The organism is Pseudarthrobacter sulfonivorans, from assembly GCF_031454915.1.
Lineage (GTDB): Bacteria > Actinomycetota > Actinomycetes > Actinomycetales > Micrococcaceae > Arthrobacter > Arthrobacter sulfonivorans_C.
The window spans coordinates 588721-612499 of record NZ_JAVDRS010000001.1 but is presented as its reverse complement, the minus strand read 5'-3'; the positions used below and the strand labels follow the sequence as shown (position 1 = coordinate 612499).

19 protein-coding genes are annotated in these 23779 nt (G+C 62.9%); 4 read left to right on the top strand and 15 right to left on the bottom strand.

Going from position 1 to position 23779, the window contains the following annotated elements; genetic code table 11:
• Positions 1-4: 4 nt before the first annotated feature.
• The 3 genes from J2808_RS02745 to J2808_RS02735 all read right to left on the bottom strand — a co-directional run bounded on the left by J2808_RS02745 (position 5) and on the right by J2808_RS02735 (position 2141).
• Positions 5-943, bottom strand: a complete 939-nt coding sequence (locus J2808_RS02745; protein WP_309811231.1) for a glycosyltransferase family protein — start codon at positions 941-943, stop codon at positions 5-7.
• Positions 944-1005: 62 nt separating this feature from the next.
• Positions 1006-1428: a DUF2304 domain-containing protein gene (locus tag J2808_RS02740; RefSeq protein WP_309811228.1), complete on the bottom strand. Its 423-nt coding sequence runs from the start codon at positions 1426-1428 to the stop codon at positions 1006-1008.
• Between the two features lie 5 nt (positions 1429-1433).
• Positions 1434-2141 (bottom strand): glycosyltransferase family 2 protein, encoded by a 708-nt coding sequence (locus J2808_RS02735; RefSeq protein ID WP_309811224.1) that lies wholly within the window; start codon positions 2139-2141, stop codon positions 1434-1436.
• Positions 2142-2235: 94 nt separating this feature from the next.
• Here J2808_RS02735 and J2808_RS02730 point away from each other — a divergent pair, with 94 nt between their 5' ends.
• Positions 2236-3378: a glycosyltransferase family protein gene (locus J2808_RS02730; protein WP_309811222.1), complete on the top strand. Its 1143-nt coding sequence runs from the start codon at positions 2236-2238 to the stop codon at positions 3376-3378.
• Between the two features lie 54 nt (positions 3379-3432).
• The gene (gene wecB / locus J2808_RS02725; RefSeq protein ID WP_309811218.1) at positions 3433-4506 is read left to right on the top strand and encodes a non-hydrolyzing UDP-N-acetylglucosamine 2-epimerase; all 1074 of its coding nucleotides are present in this window, start codon (positions 3433-3435) and stop codon (positions 4504-4506) included.
• On the opposite strand, the gene J2808_RS02720 is transcribed toward wecB, so the two are convergent.
• The 10 genes from J2808_RS02720 to J2808_RS02675 form a co-directional block, all read right to left on the bottom strand.
• On the bottom strand, positions 4500-6560 hold the full coding sequence (locus tag J2808_RS02720; RefSeq protein WP_309811215.1) for a DUF6541 family protein: 2061 nt from the start codon (positions 6558-6560) through the stop codon (positions 4500-4502). The two genes, wecB and J2808_RS02720, sit on opposite strands and share 7 nt — an antisense overlap.
• A gap of 60 nt (positions 6561-6620) precedes the next feature.
• Positions 6621-7349, bottom strand: coding sequence for an ABC transporter ATP-binding protein (locus tag J2808_RS02715; RefSeq protein ID WP_309811213.1), 729 nt, complete (start codon positions 7347-7349; stop codon positions 6621-6623).
• A 2-nt stretch (positions 7350-7351) separates the two neighbouring features.
• Positions 7352-8257 (bottom strand): ABC transporter permease, encoded by a 906-nt coding sequence (locus tag J2808_RS02710; protein WP_309811210.1) that lies wholly within the window; start codon positions 8255-8257, stop codon positions 7352-7354.
• Positions 8254-10275, bottom strand: coding sequence for a glycosyltransferase (locus tag J2808_RS02705; protein WP_309811208.1), 2022 nt, complete (start codon positions 10273-10275; stop codon positions 8254-8256). Before J2808_RS02705 ends, J2808_RS02710 begins: the two co-directional genes overlap by 4 nt.
• Positions 10272-11456, bottom strand: coding sequence for a UDP-galactopyranose mutase (gene glf, locus J2808_RS02700; RefSeq protein ID WP_309811206.1), 1185 nt, complete (start codon positions 11454-11456; stop codon positions 10272-10274). Before glf ends, J2808_RS02705 begins: the two co-directional genes overlap by 4 nt.
• A 144-nt stretch (positions 11457-11600) precedes the next feature.
• Positions 11601-12776 (bottom strand): glycosyltransferase family 4 protein, encoded by a 1176-nt coding sequence (locus J2808_RS02695; protein WP_309811203.1) that lies wholly within the window; start codon positions 12774-12776, stop codon positions 11601-11603.
• Positions 12773-13768 (bottom strand): Gfo/Idh/MocA family oxidoreductase, encoded by a 996-nt coding sequence (locus J2808_RS02690; protein WP_309811200.1) that lies wholly within the window; start codon positions 13766-13768, stop codon positions 12773-12775. Before J2808_RS02690 ends, J2808_RS02695 begins: the two co-directional genes overlap by 4 nt.
• Complete coding sequence (locus J2808_RS02685) at positions 13768-14859, bottom strand: DegT/DnrJ/EryC1/StrS family aminotransferase (protein ID WP_309811197.1); 1092 nt, start codon at positions 14857-14859, stop codon at positions 13768-13770. The genes J2808_RS02690 and J2808_RS02685 overlap by 1 nt, the downstream gene beginning before the upstream one ends.
• A complete protein-coding gene (locus tag J2808_RS02680; protein WP_309811194.1) occupies positions 14856-15452 on the bottom strand; it encodes an acyltransferase in 597 nt (198 codons plus the stop codon). The genes J2808_RS02685 and J2808_RS02680 overlap by 4 nt, the downstream gene beginning before the upstream one ends.
• A gap of 53 nt (positions 15453-15505) precedes the next feature.
• Positions 15506-16795: a nucleotide sugar dehydrogenase gene (locus J2808_RS02675; RefSeq protein ID WP_309811191.1), complete on the bottom strand. Its 1290-nt coding sequence runs from the start codon at positions 16793-16795 to the stop codon at positions 15506-15508.
• A gap of 244 nt (positions 16796-17039) precedes the next feature.
• Between J2808_RS02675 and J2808_RS02670 the strand changes: the two genes are divergently transcribed.
• Positions 17040-21104, top strand: coding sequence for an FtsK/SpoIIIE domain-containing protein (locus J2808_RS02670; RefSeq protein ID WP_309811188.1), 4065 nt, complete (start codon positions 17040-17042; stop codon positions 21102-21104).
• A gap of 90 nt (positions 21105-21194) precedes the next feature.
• Here J2808_RS02670 and J2808_RS02665 read toward each other — a convergent pair whose 3' ends face one another.
• On the bottom strand, positions 21195-21710 hold the full coding sequence (locus J2808_RS02665; RefSeq protein WP_397427967.1) for a hypothetical protein: 516 nt from the start codon (positions 21708-21710) through the stop codon (positions 21195-21197).
• 232 nt (positions 21711-21942) lie between these two features.
• Here J2808_RS02665 and J2808_RS02660 point away from each other — a divergent pair, with 232 nt between their 5' ends.
• Positions 21943-22191, top strand: a complete 249-nt coding sequence (locus J2808_RS02660; protein WP_003804966.1) for a WhiB family transcriptional regulator — start codon at positions 21943-21945, stop codon at positions 22189-22191.
• A 96-nt stretch (positions 22192-22287) separates the two neighbouring features.
• Here the strand turns inward: J2808_RS02660 and J2808_RS02655 are convergent, their stop codons facing one another.
• A complete protein-coding gene (locus J2808_RS02655) occupies positions 22288-23757 on the bottom strand; it encodes a sensor histidine kinase (RefSeq protein ID WP_309811185.1) in 1470 nt (489 codons plus the stop codon).
• Positions 23758-23779 lie beyond the last annotated feature (22 nt).

The following is a 23779-nucleotide window of genomic DNA, read 5'->3' as shown; positions in this document are numbered from 1 at the left end:
GTGTCTAGCTGAGCACCTGCCCGTAGATCTCCAGCAGCCGGTCGACGGTGGCTGCCGTCGAGTGGTGCTCATCGATCCAGCGCAGCCCTTCCCGTGCACGCTCGTCCATCGCGTGGCCGTCCACGAGCTCTTCGACCAGGCACAGTGCCAGCCCTTCAGGGTCCACGGAATTTCCCCATCCGACCGGAGGAGAGTCCGGGTAAAGACCCTCGCCAAGAGGCATGTACAGCGGAACGCCGATGCCGAGGGCCTCCAGTTCGCTGGAGCCCAATACGCCCGAGGACTGGCCCACGGCCACGGCACTGCCTGCCAGGAACTTAAGATAGTCCTGATGGCTCATTTTGGGCACGAGGTTGACGCCGGCTGAGGCTGCGGCTGCCGTGTGCGGCCCCCAGTCCAGTCCCACAACTTCGTACCGGCCACGGCTCAGGCGGATGAGCTCGCGCGCGGTAGCGAGTTGTTCGACGGCTCCCTTGGAATCATCCCAGCGGGAAACGAAAAATATTCGGGGTGTCCCGGATTCATCCACGCTGCGGCGCGGGAGCGTGGAAAGAGTAACCGGTACCGGCAGGTAGATTGCGTCCGGGCGGAGTCCGATCACGTGTTCCCGAAGATCAGGCGTCGTATACATGACCGAAGCCGCCCGCCGTACCCCGTCCCGGATCGACTTTTGCCATTGCGGCTCATACTGCAGGCTGCGGATATCCGTGCCGTGGAGGGTCAGGACATATTTTTTGGGTACAAACCGGGTGTGATGAAGCATGCTGCCCGAATGGATGTGCAGAAGGTCCACGCGCAGCGATCGCTTCGCCAGGCCCGCAAGCCAGGATAAGCCCTGCCCGGCGTAGCGCAGCCTGCCGAGAAGCCCGGTTCGGCCCGAACTGGCCACTGCCCGCGGGTAGAAACCCCATGGAAGGCCGCGCGTCCGGGCATCTGCAAGCACGCGATGCGCATAAAACGCGCAGTCGTTAACATGCAGGACCCTGGGCCCCGCTTTGTCGCTCGTCACAGCCCTTGGCGGGGTCGGGGGGGCGCTGCATCGTTGGACGTCGGCTCGGACACAGCAGGGGAAGCCGTTGCGGCGACGGTCTCCCACGGCCGCTCTGCCTCGTCCAACGCGATCCTGCGGGACAGCTTAGTGAGCGTGGTCTCCGTCTGCCGGAAGCGCTGGTGCGTCGTGGACATGTATACAAGGAACGAGACAATGAAGGCATAGAGCATCAGGTCGGTGCCCCGGCCTACCCCGACGAGTCGTGCCATCTGGCTGAGAATGGCGGGAAAGAAGATCGAAAGGACCGCCGAGACGGCAAACAGTAGAACCATGATGCGGCGCACCGCCATGTGTTTCGCGTTGGATCCTCCGCGGATCAGCATCGACGAGAAGAAGAAGACGACGAGGACCAGGACTACTTGAACGATGATGATCATGTGGACTACCTAAAGAGCAGGTCCGCCAGGATATTGACGGAGTTGAGGAGTGACTGGCCCTTCGATTTGGAGTACTCGGTGTAGATGATTTCCACCGGGTGTTCCGTCCATCTCGGCTTGAGTGCTGCCAGTATCTGAACGAGCTCAGAAGCGTGCGCCATTCTGTTCTGCGTGAGATGGATGTTCGACACCACGTGACCGTTGAACGCACGCAATCCATTGTGGGCGTCTGTCAGGGGCATGCCTGTGCTCCAGCGCGACTGGACCGCGGCAGTGCGCAACACCAGACGCTTCACCGGGCCGAGCCGCGTGCGCGAATCCAGGAAGCGGGAACCCAGGACGACGTCGGCCTCGCCGCCGCGGATCCGGGCCACCATTGCTGCGGCATCGGACACCCGGTGCTGGCCGTCGGCGTCGAAAGTCACCACGCAGGACATCTCGGGGTCCTGAAGAACATACTCGAACCCTGTCTGCAGGGCGGCGCCCTGGCCCAGGTTTACGGGATGTTGGACGACTACTGCGCCGGCAGACCGGGCGGCTTGGGCGGAGGTGTCAGTGCTTCCGTCATCAACGCACACGATATGGGGGAATTCGGGCAGGAGGTCCTTAATGACGGAGCCGATAACGGGGGCCTCGTTGAACAGAGGGATCACAATCCAAGTACGACTCACTACGCAAGTATCGCATAGCGGGCACGGTCGGCTCGAAGCCATGGACCCAACGCCGGGCCGGCGGGACAGCGGGCTACGCGCCCTGAGCGGCGCCAGCTGGCTCGGACAGGTCCCCGATTCGCCCTAGAATTGCAGGATGCGCCCACAAATCCTCTGCATCTCCTTCTCCGATATCAAAGCTGATGCGCGAGTACTCCGCCAGCTCGACGTTTTGGCGGAGTACGGCGATGTGACGACTATGGGCTACGGCGAGAAACCGGAATCAGCAACCGAACACCTGCGGATCGATTCATCGCTTCCGTCCCTCCCCCAGACTCTGGCCGGCGTTGCACTCCTGGGACTGCGGCGTTACAAAAGCCTTGAGCTCAAGGCTCCGGCCGTGCGGGCAGCCGCGGATCTGGCGGCCGGACACTCCTACGACCTTGTCGTCGCCAATGAAGCCCGTGCGCTTCCCCTTGCCCACCATGTGGCCAACGGCGCCCCCGTCTGGGGCGACATGCATGAGTGGGCTCCCGAGGAACGCGTGCATGTCCTGTCGTGGCGGTTGCTGATCAAACCCTTCATGACTTACGTGTGCGCCAAGTACCTGCCGCGTACACGGGCAGTGACCGTCGTCAACGATTCCATCGCACGGCTTTACGAGCAGGAGTTTGGGTGCCGTACTGCGACCGTGCGTAACGCGCGGCCTTTCGAGGATCTGACTCCCAGCGCAGAGTCTCCGGACACGATCCGGCTGGTCCACAGCGGGGCCGCTGTCCCCGGCAGGAACCTCGAGGGGATGATTGACGCCGTTGGACAGCTCGGCCCGGGATACAGCCTGGACTTTTACCTCGTTCCCGCCAGGGACGGTGGCAAGTACCTGCGGACGCTGGAAGCCCTTGCCACAGGCCCCACCAAGGTCACCTTTCACCCTCCGGTCACGCCGGCGGAACTTCCCGAAGTGCTGAACGCGTACGATGTCGGCATCTTTAGCCTGCCCCCGCAGACCCGAAACCACGCCCTGATGCTCCCAAACAAATTTTTTGATTTCGTTCAGGCACGGCTGGCGATCGTCTTCAGCCCTTCGCCTGAAACTTCCCGGCTCATCGAACGCTACGACCTCGGAGCCGTGACCACAGACTTCTCATCGGAGTCCCTGGCCGCCGCGCTGCGACAGCTCGACAGGGCCAGGATCGCCAAGTGCAAGGCCAACGCCCACGAGTCCGCCTTGGAACTCAGCTCAAAGGTCGATGAAGACACGGAGCGCGAGATTCTGCAGGAACTTTTTCCTTCGCGTTGAGCCCGGCACGCCCCGGTTCCGGACCTTTGGTTCCTGACCGGTAAAGTTGCTTCCATGCGTATTCTCAGCGTCGTCGGCGCGCGCCCCCAGTTCGTGAAACTCGCACCGATCGCTTCCGCCATGGAAGGTCGCGCAGAACATCTGATTGCACACACCGGCCAGCACTACGACGAAATCATGTCGGACGTATTCTTCGAGGACCTGGGTATCCCGGCCCCCGATTTCAATCTGGGTGTGGGTTCTGGCAAGCACGGCCGCCAGACCGGCACCATGCTTGCGGGACTCGAGGACATTTTCGAGTCCGTCCGCCCCGACTGCGTGCTCGTATATGGGGACACGAACTCGACGTTGGCCGCAGCACTCGCTGCGGTAAAAATGCACATCCCCCTCGCCCACCTCGAGGCGGGACTACGTTCGTTCAACCGCCGGATGCCTGAGGAACACAACAGGGTCCTGACTGATCACGCGTCAGATATCCTCCTGGCCCCTACGGAAGTAGCCATGCAGCACCTCGCCAATGAGGGACTGGCCGCACGCAGCGTGCTGGTCGGGGATGTCATGACGGATGTGCTCTACAAAACCCGCTCCGTGCTCGAACACCGGGACGCCCTTCTCCCTTCAGGCGTCACGCCCGGCGATTACTACATCAGTACTATCCACCGGCCGGACAACACCGATGATCCGGCAAGGCTGAAGCAAATCATTGAGTCGCTCTCTGACCTCGACAGGGACGTGGTCCTCCTCGCCCACCCCCGGCTGGTGGACATCGCAACCCGCCATGGCCTGTCACTCGACAGCAGGCGGCTCAAAGTCGCCAACCCGCTGGCCTACCCCGAACTCGTCAACGCTGTAATGAACAGTGCCGGCGTGATTACCGACTCCGGAGGACTGCAGAAAGAGGCATTCCTGCTGCGCGTACCCTGCACCACGATCCGGCCCGAAACGGAATGGGTGGAAACGGTCAACCTCGGCTGGAACGTCCTGGTCAGTGACGACCTGTCCGTGCTGGCCGCGGCTGTGCAGCGGCCAGCACCTGCCCCCACAACTGAGTCCCCTTACGGAGACGGCCAGGCGGCGCGGCGCACTGTGGACGCACTGCTGGAGGCAGGCGCAGACTCAGGCTACTGACACGCCACAACCTTGAAGAGTTTTGCCTCCCCCTCGCTGTCAACGAGTTGGACAGCCTTGGATTTTTCAAGATCCTGGAGACCCTGGTACGTCTCACTGGACGGATGGTTCAGCAAGTACTGACCGCCGAGATCCAGGGCGTAGGTCACCTTCAGCTTCCGGACTGCCGCGCATACCTGCGGATTTGTGTCGGCGTTCGCCAAGCCCTCCGCGATAGTGCGCATGTCGGCATTCATCCGCTGGGTCTGGTGGTATTCAAGCACTTTCCGGTCCGCGAAGGCATAGGCCAAGGAGCCGCCATTCCAAGGATTGACCGCGATCACTGCGTCTTCGGGCACCTCCGCGGCGAGGCGGTCAAATAGCTTGTACTCGTTCGACGAGACGATTGATTCCTTGGTGTCCCGTTCGTAGAAGATTTTGTTTTGTCCAATGTAATTCCGGACGGGACCGGTCTGTGTCACCAGGGCCAGCAGAGCGCAAACAACCAGTCCCCCTGCCACGGCCGCAGGTGTCAACCCGCCGGCAAATTTCCAGCCGGATTGGCCCTTAGGGAACATGCCCCTCAACCTTCCGCGGTACGTGGCGGCCGCCTTGAGGATCGCGTCGGCCACGGTTGTAAGCCCCAATGCTGCCAGCACGGTCGCGAATATCGGCAAGTAGGCGGCCAGCCGGTGCGTGTCCTGGTACCAGGTTCCGGTAAAGAAGTCCCGGGCCCAGCCTGCGGCAAAGCCGGCGTCCACGATGTAAAGGTACGCAGCCGCGGCGTAGCACCCAAGAACCCACCACAATTTGCGTTGGGGGAGGATGGCTGCGACACCAATGAACACAAGGACGGACGCCACGAGGGCCACCTCGGTACGCATGGGGGCGTTAGTGACGACCTCACCCACGGCGCCGGCCACCGTCTGATGCGCTTTCCACCCGCCGTAAAACCCCGGGCGAAGGAGCTTCCATACGACTGCGGCAACGGCCGTCACGACGAGGGCTACGAGTGCGGGCAGAACGTACGAGCGCAAGGGAGCCCGGCCTTGGGCCAGCCTCCGGATCTTGGCGGCCAGCGTCCACAGCAGTAAAGGTGCGCTGAATGCCAGCAGTGCATTGACGGAACTCATGTGCGACAGCGCCAGTCCTGGCAAGACGATGAGCAACGCCAGCCAGGACTGCAGCGGCGTTTCATTCATAGACGTCGCCTTCCGGCACACCAAAATTATCGCGGCCAATGCTGCTGGCAGGACGCTCGCCGAAAGAAGGTTGGGAAACAGTGGCCCCCAGACCATCAGGAGGTAGGGGAATGCGACGAAACCGCTCGAAAGCACGCCGGCCGCCGCCAGCCCAAGCAGCCGCGGGCCGATGATGACCCGGGTAAGGAAGACGACCGAGACCGGCCAAAGGACCGCACCTGCGACCAGGTTGATGACATTGACGGACACCGCCACTTCCGCCCCGGTCAGCTGCGTAACGAGCGCTGCCAGCGAATGCCACACGGCTGGATAGACGGAGGCCCGTCCCCCGCCGCCGCCGCCCATTCTGCCAAGGTCCAGCGAGGACGCGTTCGCGGTGTCCAGGACATAGCGGACTGCGTTGAGATGGAAAATGTTGTCATACCGCTGTGAAATATTGTCCGGCGCGCCCACCAACTGAATGATGCGGCGTCCAATCAGGAACGCCCCGACGCTGATGCCCGCTGCTGCACTGGCAACGACAGTCCATGGTTCCGGTTGCGGACGTTCCGCTGGCTTCCAGCGCCGGAACAGGAGCCAGCCCACCGCGGACACGAGCGCGGTAGCCACCAGCACTACTCCGAGGTTCCAGGGCAAGCGGACCCAATCGGCGACCACGGCCACGACGCCGGCAATGCTGAGCGAGAACAGCGGCGCGAGTCCAAGGAGGCTCGATCGCCGTAATCCGACGGCCCACGCCAAGGCGGCACCGGGAAGGAGGACGACTGCCAGCGCGGCGAACAAAGCCGGCAAAGTCTCAAGCCAGGACAAATTTCCTCCAATAATGTTGCTAGAAAGAGCGTCGTCACCGACTGCCGCAAGAACTGTCTTCATTCGTGCATGGTCGACGCACGCTCGCACCGGGCCAGATCCCCCGGGTCTGCCGAGGCGCCGCTAACGGTCCCGGAGCTTCTGGATGACCTGATCGATCGGTCCATCCATGATGACGGAACCATGTTCCAGCAGCACGCCGCGTTCGCAGACCTGCGCCACAAGATCCAGGTCATGGCTCACGACAACGAGCGTCTTGCCTGCCGAGGCCAACTCTTTGATTTTTGCAAGGCACTTCTTCTGAAACGGCTCGTCTCCGACGGCAAGGATCTCGTCCACCAGGAACACATCCGGGTCTGTGTGGACTGCAACGGAAAATGCGAGCCGCAGATACATTCCGGAAGAGTAGAACTTTACCTCGGTGTCGATGAACTCGCCGATCTCCGCGAACTCGACAATGGAGTCGAACTTGTCCTTGATCTCGGTTTCGCTCATGCCGAGGATCGCGCCGTTGAGGTAGACGTTGTCACGTCCTGAAAGATCGGGGTGGAAGCCGGCCCCCACTTCTATCAGCCCGGCCACCCGGCCACCGGTACGGACCGTACCCGAGTCCGGCTGCATGACCCCCGAAATGTGCTTGAGCAGAGTGGACTTTCCCGAGCCGTTAAGGCCCAGCAGCGCCACTGTTTCACCGTGTCCGACCTCGACGGACAGGTCCCTCAGGGCATGAAACTTTTTGGACAGATCGCCCTTTCGGCCTTTCGACAGCCAGACCAGGGCCTCTTTCAGCGAGCGGGTGTGCCTGAGCACGAACTGCTTGTTGATATGCCGAATTTCTATGGCGACAGACACGGTTACAGCTCCTGGGCGAAACGGCCTTCGAGCCGGCGGAAGGTCCACTGGCCGAGGAAAAGAATGACGAGGGACACTATCAGGGCGACAGGGACCCACACCGTCAGCAGATTGGGCGGGCTCCCCTCGGCACCGGCAGTGGTCGGAAGCCAAAACGCGTGGTGGAAGCACTCCACGGCAACAGTGATCGGGTTTAGCTGGTAGATCGCGAAACCGATCTCGCCGGCCTTGTCCTGGACCATTCGCCATGAATACAGCACCGGCGAGACCCACGTGGCCACCATGAGGAACAGGTCAACGACGTTTTCGGCATCCCGGAAGTAGACATTCACGGCGCCGAAGAAGAGGCCCAGACCAACCGCCAGCAGCGCGATGATCAGGAATCCAGCGACCGCGGAAAGAGCTTCGAGTGGGCCAGGCCTCCAGCCGCTGAACAGACACGCCACAACAAGCACAAAGATCTGCGGCAGAAAGTGCACACCAGACACCCACACCGAGGCTGCCGGGAACAGCTCACGCGGCAAATAGATCTTGTTGATCAGCCCGCTGTTGTGGACGATGGAGCGCGTGGAGTTACTCAGCGATTCGGTGAAGAAGTTCACCAAAATGATGCCGGAGAACAGGTAGACAGCGTAGTTGGGCAGCCCGCCACGGTTGGAGGCGCTTTGTTCCAGCCCCAGGAAAACGCCGAGTGCTATGTAAAAGGCAACGAACTGGACGCCCGGCTTGACGTACGTCCAGAGCAGGCCCAGCACCGATCCCCGGTATCGGACCCGGAGTTCCTTGCGGACCAGGAGTTTGAGCAAAAACCTGGACCGGAATACATCCGCCAGGCCGTTCCCCTTACCAGGAGAAACCAGCTCGCGGCCATGTTCCTGCCGTGCCGGGGAGGTTTGTCCCTTCGTCATCTACTGGGCTTCTGCTCGTCAGCCACAGAGGCTGCTTCGAAGGTCTTGCCCCAGGCTTCCGGAGAGGTGAAATTGGGGAGTTCTTTCCTGTAAGAGCTGGACAGCTCATCCCACCGGCCCAAAGCGCGTGCGTGCAGTATCACACTTGTCAGGAGCTGCTTGCGGAACCGGACGTTGTCCCTGCGATACCACGACGCACCTGTCCCATCAGAGGCAGAAACGAGTGCCGAATCCAGGTGAGCCAACCGCCACCACCGGGCGTCCGCCGCAGCGACCACGGCCTCGGGATTTTCCTTGGCGGCAGGGCTCACCGGGCGCAGCTGCCGCAGTGCGCCGGAAAATGCGCTGGAGACCGCCTGTGCATAGTTTTTCGGACGGGACGGTGCCAGCCCGAATTTGGGTATGTGCTGCCGTTTGACCGCAGGAAACTGTGTGAGGTCATTGGTCACCTGCGCATCAGGGAAGCTGGATCGAATCGCACGGATCTCAGCGAGCTTACTCCCGATCGTCTCGTGGAGGTGGGAGGGCCCGTCCAACAGGTCTTTAAGGGCGCGGTTGCGTAGCTCCACTGCCGAGTATTGAAGCGAAAGCAAGTGCCTGACATCCTTCAGGAAGCTTTCGATCGGCAGCCGGCCGCCCTTTCGGTACTGGGAATAGAGGAGGGCGGCCACCCAGCGGTTGCGCTGGTGGAAATACGCCTGCCAGTCGATGGTGTCGTCCTTTTCCGTCCACGGCATATGCCAGACAGCAGCACCAGGAAGGCTGACTGTGGTGTAGCCGTTCGCACCGGCCCGGATGCCGTATTCGACGTCGTCCCATTTGATGAAGACGGGAAGGGCAAGGCCTATTTCACGAATGATGGACGTCGGGATCAGGCACATCCACCAGCCGTTGTAATCCACATCGACCCGCCGGTGCATCCACGGTGTGGTGCGGAGGTTGCTGGCAGCGAAATCGTGTGCACTCCTCTCCTGGCCGAGCGCTTCGTACTGGAAGCGGTACTGGTTGATGCCCTCGCCAAAGTTGTGGATCACGGAACGTTCGAAAAGGTTGAACATGTGTCCGCCCACAATTGTGGGGTGGCGGGTGAAGTCGGCGAAATTTACGGCACGGAGGACGCCTTCGGTCTCGACAACGACGTCGTCATCCAGAAGCATGACGTAATCGCTCTCACCACCCTCCACGGCCTCGAGCATACCCCGGGCAAATCCTCCCGAGCCGCCAAGATTCCCCTGCTCGACCAGGGTGAATTTCTCACCCAGGTTGGCAGCGGCGTCGTCAAAACCGGGCTCGTCCCTGACCTTCTGGTTGCCTTGGTCCGTGACGATGAGGCGGTCCATGACACCAAGCAGGTCTTCGGACCCGGCAAAGTTGCGCAGGTGCTTGACGCAGTAATCAGGACGGTTGAACGTGGTTACCGCGATCGACAAGGTGCCCGGTTTGAAGCCGTCGGGTTGAGGCACCGACCAGTCGGCACTCTTGAGCGTGACGTCGCGGCCATGGGCGACGAGGTCAAACCAATACCAGCCGCCGTCGGCGAACGTGGTCAGTGGCAGCTCGCAGGTGGCGGTGGTGCTGCCAGACGTGTGCATGCTCTGGACACGGTTGGAACTGCCGCGCGGACTGGACTTGTACACAATGACAGTGGCCTCGGCGTCCACTTCAATACTGAGCCGCACTTTCTGCACATCCGTGTGGGCCCGCCAGTAGCTGGCGGGGAATGCGTTGAAGTACGTGCCAAAAGACACACGCTGGTGGGCCGGCAAGGACAGCCGGCGGCGGTCCAGAATGAAGTCCGAGCGGATTTGGCTGCTCTGCACCACGAGCTGTGGTGTTTTGCTGCCCCGCTTGGAAGTGGTGTCCTCTTCGACTACACGTCGCGCTGCGTCGAAATCCACGTACAGCGGCAATGTGTCTGTGTCGCCATCCACCGGGAACACCACACGGTGGACAGTTCTCCACGTCGTTTCGCCGGTGCCGGGTTCGGACTCCTGCCGGAATTCTGTTGCTACGCTCATGCGTCCACTCCTCCGCTTTCCAGCTTCGCACCACCGCTGAAGTGCGGTTTGATCTCGTTGTCGAACATGCTCAAGGCCGACCCGATTGCCATATGCATATCGAGGTACTTATACGTTCCCAGCCGACCGCCGAACAGCACGGAGTCCTCACCGCGGGCGAGGTCGCGGTAAGCCAGCAGCTTGGAACGGTCGACGGCGGTGTTCACCGGGTAATAGGGTTCGTCGCCCTTCTCCGCGAAGCGGGAGAACTCCCGCATGATGACGGTGGCATCCTTCGTGTATTCACGTTCAGGGTGGAAGTGGCGGAATTCATGGATCCGGGTGAACGGCACGTTCTCATCCGGGTAATTCATGACGGCACAGCCCTGGAAGTCTTCTACGGGCAGGACCTCTTCCTCGAGGTCGATGGTGCGCCAGGACAGGTCGCCTTCGGCGAAGTCGAAGTAGCGGTCTACCGGGCCCGTGTAGATGACTGGCACTTGGCCCCGGACCGATTCGCGGCCGAACTCGCCGTCATCGAAGAAGTCGGTATTGAGGTGGACCTCGATGTTCGGATGATCCGCCATCCGTTCGATCCAGGCGGTGTAGCCGTCGACAGGCAGACCCTCATACGTGTCGTTGAAGTACCGGTTGTCATAGTTGTAGCGGACCGGGAGCCTGGAAATAATCTCTGCAGGCAGATCCTTGGGGTCAGTTTGCCACTGCTTGCCGGTGTAGTACTTGATAAATGCTTCGTAGAGAGGGCGCCCGATCAGCTGGATGCCTTTGTCGTTCAGGTTTTCCGGGTCCGTTCCCGCCAGCTCCCCGGCCTGCTCCTGGATGAGGGCCCGGGCCTCGGCAGGGCCCATGGAGGCGCGGAAGAACTGGTTAATCGTGCCCAGGTTAATCGGCATCTGGTACACCTCGCCGTTGTGGCTGGTATAGACCTTGTGCTGGTAGTTGGTGAAGGCCGTAAAGCGGTTCACGTACTCCCAGACACGCTCATTGGAGGTGTGGAACAGATGTGCGCCGTACCGGTGCACTTCGATGCCGGTCTTTGCCTCTTTTTCGCTGTAGGCGTTGCCCCCGATGTGGTGGCGGCGGTCCAGGACCGCAACCTTAAGCCCCAGCTCGGTGGCGGCGCGCTCTGCGATTGTCAGGCCAAAAAAACCTGAACCGACGACGACGAGATCAGCGTTCACAACTCTCCTGTGTTCTTTGGTGGCAGGGCTAGACAGCCCTATGTGCCGGGTCTAGACTACCCGAGATTCAACATTGGCCTGCATTCCGGAGGTCCATAAGGGTGCCGTGTACGCCCCCTGCAGCATCCTCCGTCGGCGGCATTTTCAGCCCGTCGCAGCAGCTACGACTTCGGTTGCGGCCAGCTTTCCCGACTTGGCCAAGGATGCATGTTCCTGGACCCAGGCCGCCCTGGCGGCACGGCCGCCGTCTTCCTTTACCCCGTCCCCGGCGCCGAGGATGCGTACCATTGCTTCTGCCACGGAGGCGACATCGTATTGGGCTGCTTCTCCGAGCCCATTGTCGGCAACCAGCGCCGCGGCGTCTCCAGTTCCAGCGAAGACCACCGGTGTTCCGCAGCCCGCTGCGGCGTAAATCTTCGTCGGCTTGGCAAAGTCGTAGCCCTGGCCGGGTTTGATGCTGACAAGAGCCGCCGACGCGCCCCGGATCCATGATGCTGTCTCGGCCGGAGGAATCACGCCGCCGAAATAAACACTGCCGGGAGCTATCTCGGCCGCGAGTTCGCGAAGATGCTGCTCGTCGGAGCCTTGCCCGTAGAAGCGAATGCTGGCCTCAGGAAATTTGGCCAGGACAGCCGGCAATGCGCGTACAAAAACGTCCGCTCCCTGCCACTCCGACATCGTTCCGGTATAGACGAAGTAGGGCCCGGTGTTCTCAGCCGTTTCGCCGGCAGGACCGAAGACGGTCGTGTCGATACCGTTGCCCACAACGTGAACGCGGTCAGCAGGTACGCCGAACTCAACGACCTTCCCGGCTACGGATTCTGAGACAGCGATGACCTTGGCGGCCCGGCGAAGAGCAAAACCCTCCGCTGCCCGCATTACCCGCACAACAAGTGGAGGAACATTGGTGGCGGACAACGCCTCGGTCCAGATGTCGGCCGCGTAGTAGACGAAGGGGCGGCGACGCAGGGCTGAGCTCAGCGCCACGACGACTCCCGTGGTGGGCGGCGGTTCCGCGACAACCACGTCGGCCTTGGTGAACAGCAGGCGGAACAGCGCCGGTACGTCGAAGCTCATGTATTGGACATAACCGCGCACATTGCCGCCTGAATCCCTGAGCACGGGCCATCGCGAGATCTTGTATTCCCTGACCGGAGCCGGCCCGGCCGCCATGGGCGGCCGGGTCGTGATCACGGCAACCTCGGCTCCTGCCGCGGCCAGACCGTCCGCCAGAGCCTGCAGACGGAAGGCAGCCGCCCCGACCTCAGGAGTGAACAATCTACTGACCAGCGCAACCTTCAGGGGTTTTCGCACCGTCACGAAGCGGGAACCCGCACCATCTGTCCGCTGTCTGCGGATCGCAGCACGGCCTCCGCCACGAGAAGGGTGTCGAGGCCTTCCTGCATCGTGACGACGTCGCTCCGCAATCCCAGCACGGCATCGCGGAAGGCTTCGTGTTCGGTGCGCAACGGCTCCGGTTTCGGGATGGCCAAACGAGTGACGTTGCCTTCGGAAACTCCTCGGAACGCCGCCATGGATTCCCACTCGGTTGCCACAGTTCCATTCTCGAAGAATGTCAGGTCCGCTGTGACGGTGTCAGCGACGAAGGCGCCCTTTTCGCCCGTGACGATCGTCAACCGTTCCTTCATCGGGGACAGCCAGTTGACCAGGTGGTTGGTGATCACGCCGTTGTCGAGCTGACCCGTTGCGGTAACCATGTCCTCGTGCGGGCGGCCGCTGCGTGTCGTGGTCCGGGCGTAGATCGTTTCGAACCGGCTCTGAGCGAGCCATGCCGTGAGGTCAATGTCATGGGTACCGAGGTCCTTCACGACGCCGACGTCGGCAATGCGCGACGGGAAAGGTCCCTGGCGGCGCGTGGCGATCTGGTACACATCGCCGAGCTCTCCGTTGGCGATGCGCTTCCGCAGCGACTGAAGGGCGGGGTTGAAGCGCTCGATGTGGCCGACGGCGCCGATCAGGCCCTTTGCGGCAAAGGCTTCAACCATCCGCTGTCCGGCGTCAGCGCTTGCTGCGATCGGCTTTTCCACCAGGGTGTGGATACCCGCTGCGGCCAGCGCGAGTCCGACTTCTTCATGCATGCCGGTGGGAACAGCGGCCACAGCCATGTCCAGACCTGCCGCGATGAGTTCTTCAACGGACGAGAGGACCTTCAGTTCCTTGGCAACACCATGAGGGTCGCCATAGGAGTCGGCCACGGCAACCAGCTCGATGCCTTCCACCTCGCGGATAACGCGGGCGTGGTGGCGGCCCATCATGCCGAGGCCGATCAGTCCTACGCGAAGGTTGGCCACTATGCACCCGCCTGCGCGAGCTTGTTCACTGCGCTGACAATGCGTTCAAGGTCATCCTGGCTCAGTGACGGGTGAACCGGCAGGGACAGAACTTCCTTTGCCGCGATTTCGGTGTTCGGGAGTTCTTCGGTCCGGTTGAAGGACGGCAGACGGTGGTTGGGTACCGGGTAGTAGACACCGGAACCGATGTTGTATTCCTCGCGCAGTGCCTTGGACATGCCGTCACGGTCTTCAGGGACCCGGATGGTGTACTGGTGGAAGACGTGTTCGGCGCCCGGTGCCACAACAGGGGTGCCTACGCCTTCAAGGTTTGCCGTCAGGAAGGCGGCGTTGGCCTGGCGTTGGGCCGTCCAACCCAAGACCTTGGTGAGCTGGACCCGTCCGATCGAAGCGTGCAGATCAGTCATCCGCGCGTTGAAGCCCACGATTTCGTTCTCGTACTGCTTCTCCATGCCCTGGTTGCGGAGCAGACGAAGATTGCGTTCCACGTCGGCATCGGCCGTGGACACCATCCCGCCCTCACCCGAGGTCATGTTCTTGGTGGGGTACAGGCTGAACATGGCGAACTTGCCGAAGGTACCGACCTTCTTGCCGTTCAGGCTCGCGCCGTGGGCCTGGGCGGCATCCTCGTAGAGGTCAATGCCATGGTCAGCGGCCAGTTTGGCGAAGGCCTCGGCCGCGAAGGGGTGGCCGTACAAGTGCACGGGCATGATGCCCTTGGTCTTATCCGTGATGAGGGAAGCAACATGGTCCACGTCAAGTGTGTAGTGGTCCAATTCGATGTCGGCGAACACAGGGGTGGCGCCGGTGGCTGCAACGGAATTTCCGGTCGCCGCGAAGGTAAAGGACGGAACGATTACTTCATCGCCGACGCCGACTCCCGAGGCCAGCAGGCCAAGGTGGAGACCAGAGGTGCCGGAATTCACGGCAACAGATGCGCGTCCGTCGAGAAGGACCTGCGAAAATTCCGACTCGAACGCAGCAACCTGCGTGCCCTGGGCAAGCATGCCCGTCGCCATAACGGCGTCGACGGCGGCGCGTTCCTCATCGCCGATGATCGGCTTTGCTGCGGGAATGAATTCCTGGCTCATGCGTTGTCCTCTGCTTCTTTCAAAGAATTTTCGTCTTCAACATATTTGGCGCCCGTCTCAGGGCACACCCAGTACTCGCCGTCCAGGGTGAGCGGGAATCCGGCTTTGCCCACCCAGCCGAGCCGTCGTGCGGGGACTCCCGCCATCAGGGCAAATGCCGGAACATCCTTGGTGACAACGGCACCGGCGGCAACTGTTGCCCACCGTCCGATCGTCAAAGGGGCAACGCAGACAGCCCTGGCACCAATTGATGCACCGTCCTCGATCGTCACGCCAACAGGCGTCCAGTCGTGGGCGCTCTTGAGCGAACCATCCGGGCTAACCGATCGCGGGTACGTGTCGTTGGTCAGGACAACTGCCGGACCAATAAACACGCCGTTCCCCAGCTTGGCAGGTTCGTAGACCAGAGCGTAGTTCTGGATCTTGGTGTTGTTGCCGATCTCGACACCGGTGCCCACGTAGGCGCCGCGGCCAACAATGCAGTTCACGCCGAGTCGGGCGTCCTCGCGGACCTGGGCAAGGTGCCAGATCTTGGTACCCTCACCGAGGATTGCCCGTTCCGACACATCGGCGCTGGGAGCGATGCTACTCATCAAATGACTCCAATCAGGGATGAATTCTAAGTTGGCCGTCGAAGCCGGATGGATCAGGGTTTACCGATGACGCGGTAGACAACTCCCGGCCACAGTTCGGCGCTGCTGACGCGGCGCCCGTCAATGAAGGCTTTGATTCCAGGAAGGTCCGACTTGGTCAGTTCGCTGTATTCGGCGTGATTGGCCTGAACAACTGCGGCGTCGACCGGTTCGCCCAGATGGTAGGCGGCGAATCCGAGCTTCTCCAGCTCCTCGTCCGTGTAGAGCGGATCGTGTACAAGGGCGGTTCCGCCCCGGCGGGAAATCGATGCGACAGCATCGAAGACGCCAGAGAACGCGGTTTCCTTGACTCCGCCACGGTAGGCGGCACCAAGGACAACCACCCGGGCTCCGTTGAGGTCGCCATACGCACCTTCGAGAAGCCCGATGGTGTAATCAGGCATTTCTGCGTTGGCCGCCCTGGCAGCCCGGACCACAGTTGCCTCGGGGTCGTTCCACAGGTAGAGGCGCGGGTAAACCGGGATGCAATGCCCGCCGACGGCGATGCCGGGCTGGTGGATATGGCTGTACGGCTGGGAGTTGGAGGCATCGATGACCTGGTAGATGTCGATGCCGGCAGTTGCCGCGAAACGGGCAAACTGGTTTGCGAGCCCAATATTGACGTCGCGGTAGGTGGTCTCGGCGAGTTTCGCCAACTCAGACGCCTCTGCGGAGCCAAGGTCCCACACACCGTTTGCCCGTGAGAGGTCCGGCCGGTCATCGAAGTCCAGGACGGCCTGGTAGAACTCCACCGCCTTTGCTGCGCCCGCTTCGGACAAGCCGCCGACCAGCTTCGGGTACTTGCGGAGGTCTTCGAAAACGCGGCCTGTCAGAACGCGCTCGGGCGAAAACGCGAGGTGGAAGTCCTCGCCTTCAACCAACCCGGAGCCAGCTTCGAGGGCAGGCTTCCAACGCGTGCGCGTGGTTCCTACCGGCAGCGTCGTCTCATAGGAGACCAGCGTGCCGGGCGTCAGGTGCTTTGCCAGCTCTTCGGTGGCGGCATCCATCCAGCCAAAGTCCGGCTTGGCGTCTGCATCGACGAACAACGGAACCACGAGCACCACGGCGTCCGCGCCCGGAACCGCCTCGGAGTAGTCGGTGGTTGCGCGAAGCCTGCCCGCAGGCACCAGGTCCGAAAGCTTCGCCTGCAGGTGCGCCTCACCGGGAAACGGCTCGGTTCCGGCGTTGACCAGGTCCACAAGCTGCTGGTTCACATCGACGCCCACAACTTCATGGCCCCTGGAAGCAAATTGAACCGCCAGCGGCAGCCCGATTTTCCCCAGCGCAATTACAGCAATCTTCACAGTTCTGATGCCTTTTCTCTCATGATTGGCAGGCGAAGAGCCCTACTGCCGCCCCACGGTTTCGCTTAACACTATCCGTTGTCCCGAGCGAACGCCGATTCTGCAGCCGACGCTGTTGCGCGCCCTGCACGCTTCGGGGCACCGTCTGACGCGGTTTTCCACATAGTACTGGCCTTCCCCCCGCCCCGGATCCCGTCAGCATTAGCATCGTCTTCACGCAGTAATCACGTAAGGAAGACCCCACATGCCGCTGCACTGTACGCTCGTCCGGAGCCCAGGCGCTGCCCTGCAGGAACCACCTTTGGAGCTGACCATCGAGGGTCCGGACGGTGCGTCCGGGGCCGATCTGCAGGAAGCGCTGGCCGGCAGATTCAGTACCGGCCGAGTGTCCATCAACGGGCAGGACGTGAGTTTACTCACCCTCGGACAGCCTCCGCTGGTCAACGGTGCCATCCTCGTCGATGCGGCGGACATGACCGCCCGCAGATCCAGGCAGCGTGCGTCGGAACCGCCTGCAGCCCTGGCACTCGCAGTGCACAGCGGCGCTGGCGCGGGCCTGGTGGTTCCCTTGCGGCGGGGCACGTACACCATAGGTCGCAGTAACGCCGAGATCGTCATCGCCGACCCCGATCTATCCCGGGCCCACGCCCGCCTGGTGGTCACCGAGACCGCCATCACCATTGTGGATCTGGACAGCGTCAACGGCACTGAAGTGGACGGCGAGCGCCAGCGGAACGCCGCCGTCACCACCAACTCCACCATCCGATGCGGCAACTCAACCATGTCGCTGGTTTTCCTGGAGCAGTCCCCGAGTCAACTGGACATGGCCGGCACGGATGTCCGCGAGCCGCTCGTCGTCAGACGGCGGGACGATCCGGTGAACCGCGCGGCGCTCCTTCTGACGGCTGTCCTGCCGGTGATCATCGGTGTGGGCCTCGCGGTCATCACCGGGATGTGGATGTTTCTGGCTTTCACTGCTGTCTCGGCGATCTCCATCCTGGTGCCTGTGGTCGGCGGGCGCCGGCAACGTCGCGAACTGGCTGCGGCTGTCAGTGCCGCAGTCACTAACGACCAGGAACGGCGACGGCGGGCCGCCCCGCCGCTCTCCTCCCTTACTACCGGCGGTGCCACTGGAAAAGACCGGAGCGCCCAGGTCACCAACAAGGGCATATGGCTTCGGCTGGGCCTAAGCGTTCAACCAGCCAACCTCCAATTCGAGCCGCCCGATCCGGGGCGGACGGTTCCATCAGCCGGTCCGCTGCCGCTGACACTCGATCCCGCACGGCCGCTCACCACCGTCCGTGGGCCGCGCGACTCGGTCGAGGGCCTGGTGCGTTCACTCCTCATGCAATTCGCCGGCTACCCACTCGGCCGGGGTACCTGTGTGGTGATCCATGGAAGAGCGGACCAGGTGCCCCTCGCCGCCCGGTTCCTTGAAGGCGTCACTCTTTCCAGCCATCGTGGCACCGTCGAAGCCCTGATGGCGCGAGGATTCGAGCCCTCACATGGGCATGGCATGCTGATTCTCCTGGACGACCAGGAGGACACAACCCCGATCATCGAAATGGCGCTCGAACATGAGTGGCAGGTCATCCACATCCCCGGCGACTGCGCAGCCCCGCTCACTGCCGACGTCGAGCTCGGTGAACGCGGCTCGGTGTTCAACACAGGAACAAAATGCCTCCGGTTCGCGCCGGATCTGGCGCCTGTCGATGTCTTCGACAATTTTTGCCGCCGTCTGGCGCGGGATGAGCAGAAGCCCGGCGAGGCCAATGGGAGCATCCCGCTATCCTGCCGGCTCACGGATCTCCTCCCGGCCTCCACACCCGAAACAGCCAGGCGGTGGGCGGCAAACAGCAGGCGGCCCGAACTGGCTGTCCCCGTCGGAGTGGGTGCGGAGGGTCCCAGGATGCTGGATTTGCAGACCGACGGGCCGCACTTACTGGTGGCTGGCACCACGGGTTCGGGCAAGTCCGAGTTTCTCCGCAGCCTGACGAGCGCATTAGCTCTGAGCTACCCGCCGGACCGCATCAACTTCCTTTTTGTGGACTTCAAGGGCGGCTCCGGGCTGGGGCCACTGACCGGGCTCCCCCATTGTGTAGGCATGCTCACCGATCTGAGCAGCCACGAACTGGAAAGGTACCTGCAGTCCCTCCGGGCCGAAATCAGGTTCCGTGAAGAAGTCCTGGCGGCTGTGCAGGCGCCGGATCTTGCCGCCTACCGGACCACTCCGGCGGGCCTCGCGTCACCGCTGCCCCACCTCATGATGGTCATCGACGAATTCCGCATGCTCGTGGAAGACGCCCCGGAAGCGCTCCGCGAACTCATGAGGATCGCCGCCATTGGCCGTTCGCTGGGGATTCACCTGATCATGGCCACGCAACGGCCCCAGGGCGCCCTGACGGCTGACATCCGCGCAAATGTCACCACAAGCATCGCGCTGCGTGTCCAATCGGAGATGGAGTCGATGGACATTATCAATTCGAAAGCCGCCGCCGGAATCAGCGTGGACACACCGGGGAGAGCCTACCTGGCGCGTGGCACTGAAGCTCCGGTGGAGTTCCAGGCCGGCTCACTGACTGCCGGGGCGTTTACCCCCGACCTGCCCGGGCTCTCCGTACAGCTGGCGTCGGAGTACATCGAGATCCGCCCGGCCGGAAGTGAACGCGGATCAGCAGGGGCGGCACCGACGCCGGCCGTGGGAGCCGCCCCCGTAATCGCTTCCATGTCAGCGGTGTGGGAGTCCATGAACAGTGTCTCCATCCGGATGCCGGTGGCTGCCCCACTTCCCCGCGTTCTGCCCGAACCCTCCTCGCCGATCCCCGAGCCCATCACCGCGGGTGCGGACGGGACTGTTACAGATGGGGATGCCTGGACCATCAGGCTCGGGCTGATGGACCTGCCCTCGGAACAGCGAACGGCGCCGCTCATCTGGAAACCTTCCGAGCACGGCCATCTGGGGCTTGTGGGCGGACCGGAATCCGGCGCCGCTGCGGCGATCCGGCTGGCAGTCCACAGCCTGGCATCCCACCCGATCGAATCCCATTTGTACATCCTTGATCCCGACAGCTCGTTCGCGGGGCTGGCCTCTCACGGCCGGGTGGGTGCCAAGGCCGGGCTGCACGAGCTTCGCCGCGCGGTCCGGATCCTGGAACGCCTCGCACAGGAGCAGTCGCGCCGGCTCGCCGATCCCGCCGCTGCTGCCACGCCACTCGCGCTGGTGCTCGCTGGCTGGGGGTCCTGGGCATCGTCCTTTCGGTCGGGACCGCTCGCCTGGGCCGAGGACCTGGTCCACGACCTGATCCGTGATGGCGGCAGGGCCGGTATCACGGTGATCATCTCCGGCCAAAGGGACCTCGTCACCGCCAGGTTCTTCGCCGCCATTCCCAACCGCGTGTATTTCCCCACCGGTTCAAGCGAAGAGAGCCGCGTTGCCTGGCCGAAACTGCCTCCGACTCCATCTGTGGCCGGTCGGGGCGTGGCCCTGGGCGCATGGTCCGCCGGAAGAACGGCAGTTTGCCAGTTCTACACGGCCACCTGCCTTGAAGCAGCTGAGACGGAGTCCGCTGCCCGGGCTCAACCACTGGCCCCCGTTATCCGGCCGTTCCGTGTTGAGCCGCTGCCGGCCGTGGTTCCCGCGGCCCGGATTCTGGAGAGGACTGCGGCTCCAATCCAGGATGACACTGACGGCCAGGTCCGGGACGGAGAGACAGTCAAGGTTGGACAAGCGCCCGGCCACCTCTGGATAGGGTTGGGCGGTGACGAACTCGAAGCGGTATCAGTGCGTGTGCCGGCGGGCGGCGTCCTTGCTGTGCTGGGCGCGCCGTCGTCGGGAAAGTCATCATTTCTCCGCATGTTGCCGCAGCTCAACCCCGACGCAGGACACTGGCTATGGCCGGAACGGGCAACTCCATCCGTGGCTTACTGGTCTGGTGTCCTCCGCCAGGCAGCCGCCGGCACTCTGGATACAGGATCGGTGGCCTTGGTGGACGATGCAGACCTGTTGCCACACGACGTGAACCGCTGCCTCGCAGACCTCAACGTTCTGGGAGTCAGCGTGGTGATGACGGCCGGCTACAGCCCGCTGCTTTCCCAGCGTGTGCCTTTGGCCCTCCAAGCGCGCAGCCTGGGCACCGGCGTGCTGATCGCGCCCCGGACATTCCTGGATGGGGATCTCTTTGGGGTGCGGTTCGAGGCGGAACCGAATCCGCCTCCGGGCCGGAGCGTGCTTATCCAGAACGGCCGGGCCTTGGCTGTCCAACTGGGCTGGGCTTGTCCGGACAAACCACTGAGAAGACTGGCGGCCTAGCGGGTCCGCCTGCACCGCGTAATCCCAACAGCATCCAGCCAACGAAAGCGCGGCTGACGGCCAGGTCGCGGAAAACAACAGCGCTGCCAGCTAGAGGGCCGGGGGCAACCCGCCGCTCTGTGAGGCATAGCTAATGACACGCTTGTCGAAGAGAAGCACTATGGCAGTCAGAGCGGGCAGCAGCATGGCAAGGCCGGCCCACACCACGCCGCCCGTGAGGGTGGGGAAGCCGATGGTCAGGACAAATAGTTGCGCCACCAGCGCAGCAGCCCTTGTCCACCGGCGCCCCCGGAAGAGGAAGTGCGCCACCGCATAGAGCCAGGCAGAGAATGCGAGCAACAGCACCAAGGTGAAGACCGCACCCCCAAACGAGAGCACGGGCGCACTGGTCACGAGTTCATAGCCATACCAGGCCGCCGCGACCAAGAGGGCAGTGGCCTCGGCGGCCACAATGAGCGCGATCACCAGAATTCCGCGCGGGCGCTCCGGGGCTGCGTCCGGCCCGGCTCCCGCATCGGCACCTGCACCTGCACCGGCCGGGGATTCCTGGCTTCCGGGAGCGGGCTCGGGCAGTGGATCTGAAGGGTTTTGGGGGGCTCTTGACACACTGGCACCCTACCGGACATAGTCGGACAGTGGTGAGGGTCGCCAAGGAAGATGTGATGTATCGCTCAGGATTCCGGGGATATCAAGCTCTATTACCCCTTGTTTACACAGCGTTAACATGACAACCTTGATGAAGATGACCGATGGGGCCCCGCAGGGCCCCTTTCCTTTGTAGCCACTAGTGAATAATTTCACAAAGCGGCTCTTCCCAGAATTGGAGCAACTGATCAGCATGGATTGGCGTAACCGCGCAGCGTGCCTCGACAAGGACCCTGAACTGTTTTTCCCCGTCGGAAACACAGGGCCAGCCCTACTCCAGATTGAGGAAGCCAAGAGCGTTTGCCGCCGCTGCCCGGTTGTTGACACCTGCCTCCAATGGGCCCTCGAATCCGGCCAGGACGCCGGCGTCTGGGGCGGCATGAGCGAAGACGAGCGCCGCGCCCTCAAGCGCCGCGCTGCCAGGGCACGCCGCGCCTCCTAAGCGCAGAGTCCCACCGCGCCAAAGGCGCTCTGAATTGTATAAAGCGATGGCCGCGACCTTTTCCAGGTCGCGGCCATCGCCACTTAAGTTGCTGCCTTACCTGGCGGCCAGGCTGAGGCGGATTTGGACAGCCGTTCCGCCGCCGTCGCGCGGGTGCCACTGGATGGTGCCGCCCAGCTCACTGGTGACCAGTGTCCTCACGATCTGCAAACCGAGCCCCTCCACATGTGGCGTATCGGGCAGCCCTACACCGTCGTCGGCAATGGTGACGGTCAGCAGTTCTTCACCGTCTTCTTCCTCAGAACGGTCGGCGATGAGCCAGACCGTTCCCGCGCGGCCCGCGAGGCCGTGCTCGACGGCGTTGGTCACCAACTCGTTGATCACCAGTGCCAGCGGGGTGGCGAAGTCGCTGGGTAGTTCCCCGAAGAGGCCCGAACGCTCGGTCTTGACCTGCTGCGAGGGCGACGCCACTTCGGCTGACAGCCTGAACTGGCGGCCGATCAGTTCGTCGAAGTCAACGCTCTGCGCCAATCCCTGAGAAAGCGTCTCGTGAACGAGGGCGATGGTGGCGACCCGCCGCATTGCCTGCTCCAGGCCCTGTTTCGCCTCATCACTGACCATCCGCCGGGACTGCATCCGCAGCAACGCAGCCACGGTCTGCAGATTGTTCTTTACCCGGTGGTGGATCTCGCGGATGGTGGCGTCCTTGGTGACGAGCTCCATCTCCCGGCGCCGCAGTTCCGAAACGTCCCTGCAGAGCACCAGCGCGCCAAAGCGTTGCTGCTCGTCCCGCAGCGGAATGGCCCGCAGGGACAAGCTCACGCCACGGGATTCAATCTCACTGCGCCACGGCATCCGTCCGGTGACCACCAGTGGCAGCGTCTCGTCAACCAGGCGCCGGTCCTTCAGCAGGCCGGCGGTGACTTCGGCCAGCGACCGGCCTTCCAGCGACTCGCCATCGCCGAGCCGCCGGAAAGCAGACACGCCGTTAGGGCTTGCGTACTGCACAATCCCCTCCGCGTCGAGCCTGATAAGCCCGTCCCCCACACGCGGCGCACCGCGGCGCGAACCGGTGGGTGATGCGAAGTCAGGCCATAGCCCCAGCGTTCCCATCCGCAGAAGGTCGTAGGCGCACTGCCGGTACGTCAGTTCCAGGCGTGACGGCATCCGGGAACTGGACAGGTCCATGTGAGTGGTCACCACAGCCAGGGTCCGGCCGTTGCGGACCATCGGCACAGCCTCCACCCGCAGCGCCATGTCCGAGCTCCAGTTGGTCTCGCTGGACCGTTCGATGGCACGGCTTGCCCACGCCTTGTCGACCAGCGGTTGCAGGTCGGGCCGGATGGGTTCGCCCACAAAGTCGCCGTGAAAGACAGTGTGCGTGGTTGAGGGCCTGACGTGGGCCAGCGCAACGTACCCGTGATCCGGATGCGGGAACCACAACGCCAGGTCGGCGAACGCCAGGTCCGCAACCATCTGCCAGTCGCCCACCAGGAGGTGCAGCCATTCGGCATCGCCCGGCCCAAAATCAGCGTGTTCCCTGATGGGGTCCGTAAAGATTGCCACTGCACCTCCAGTTACGACGCCG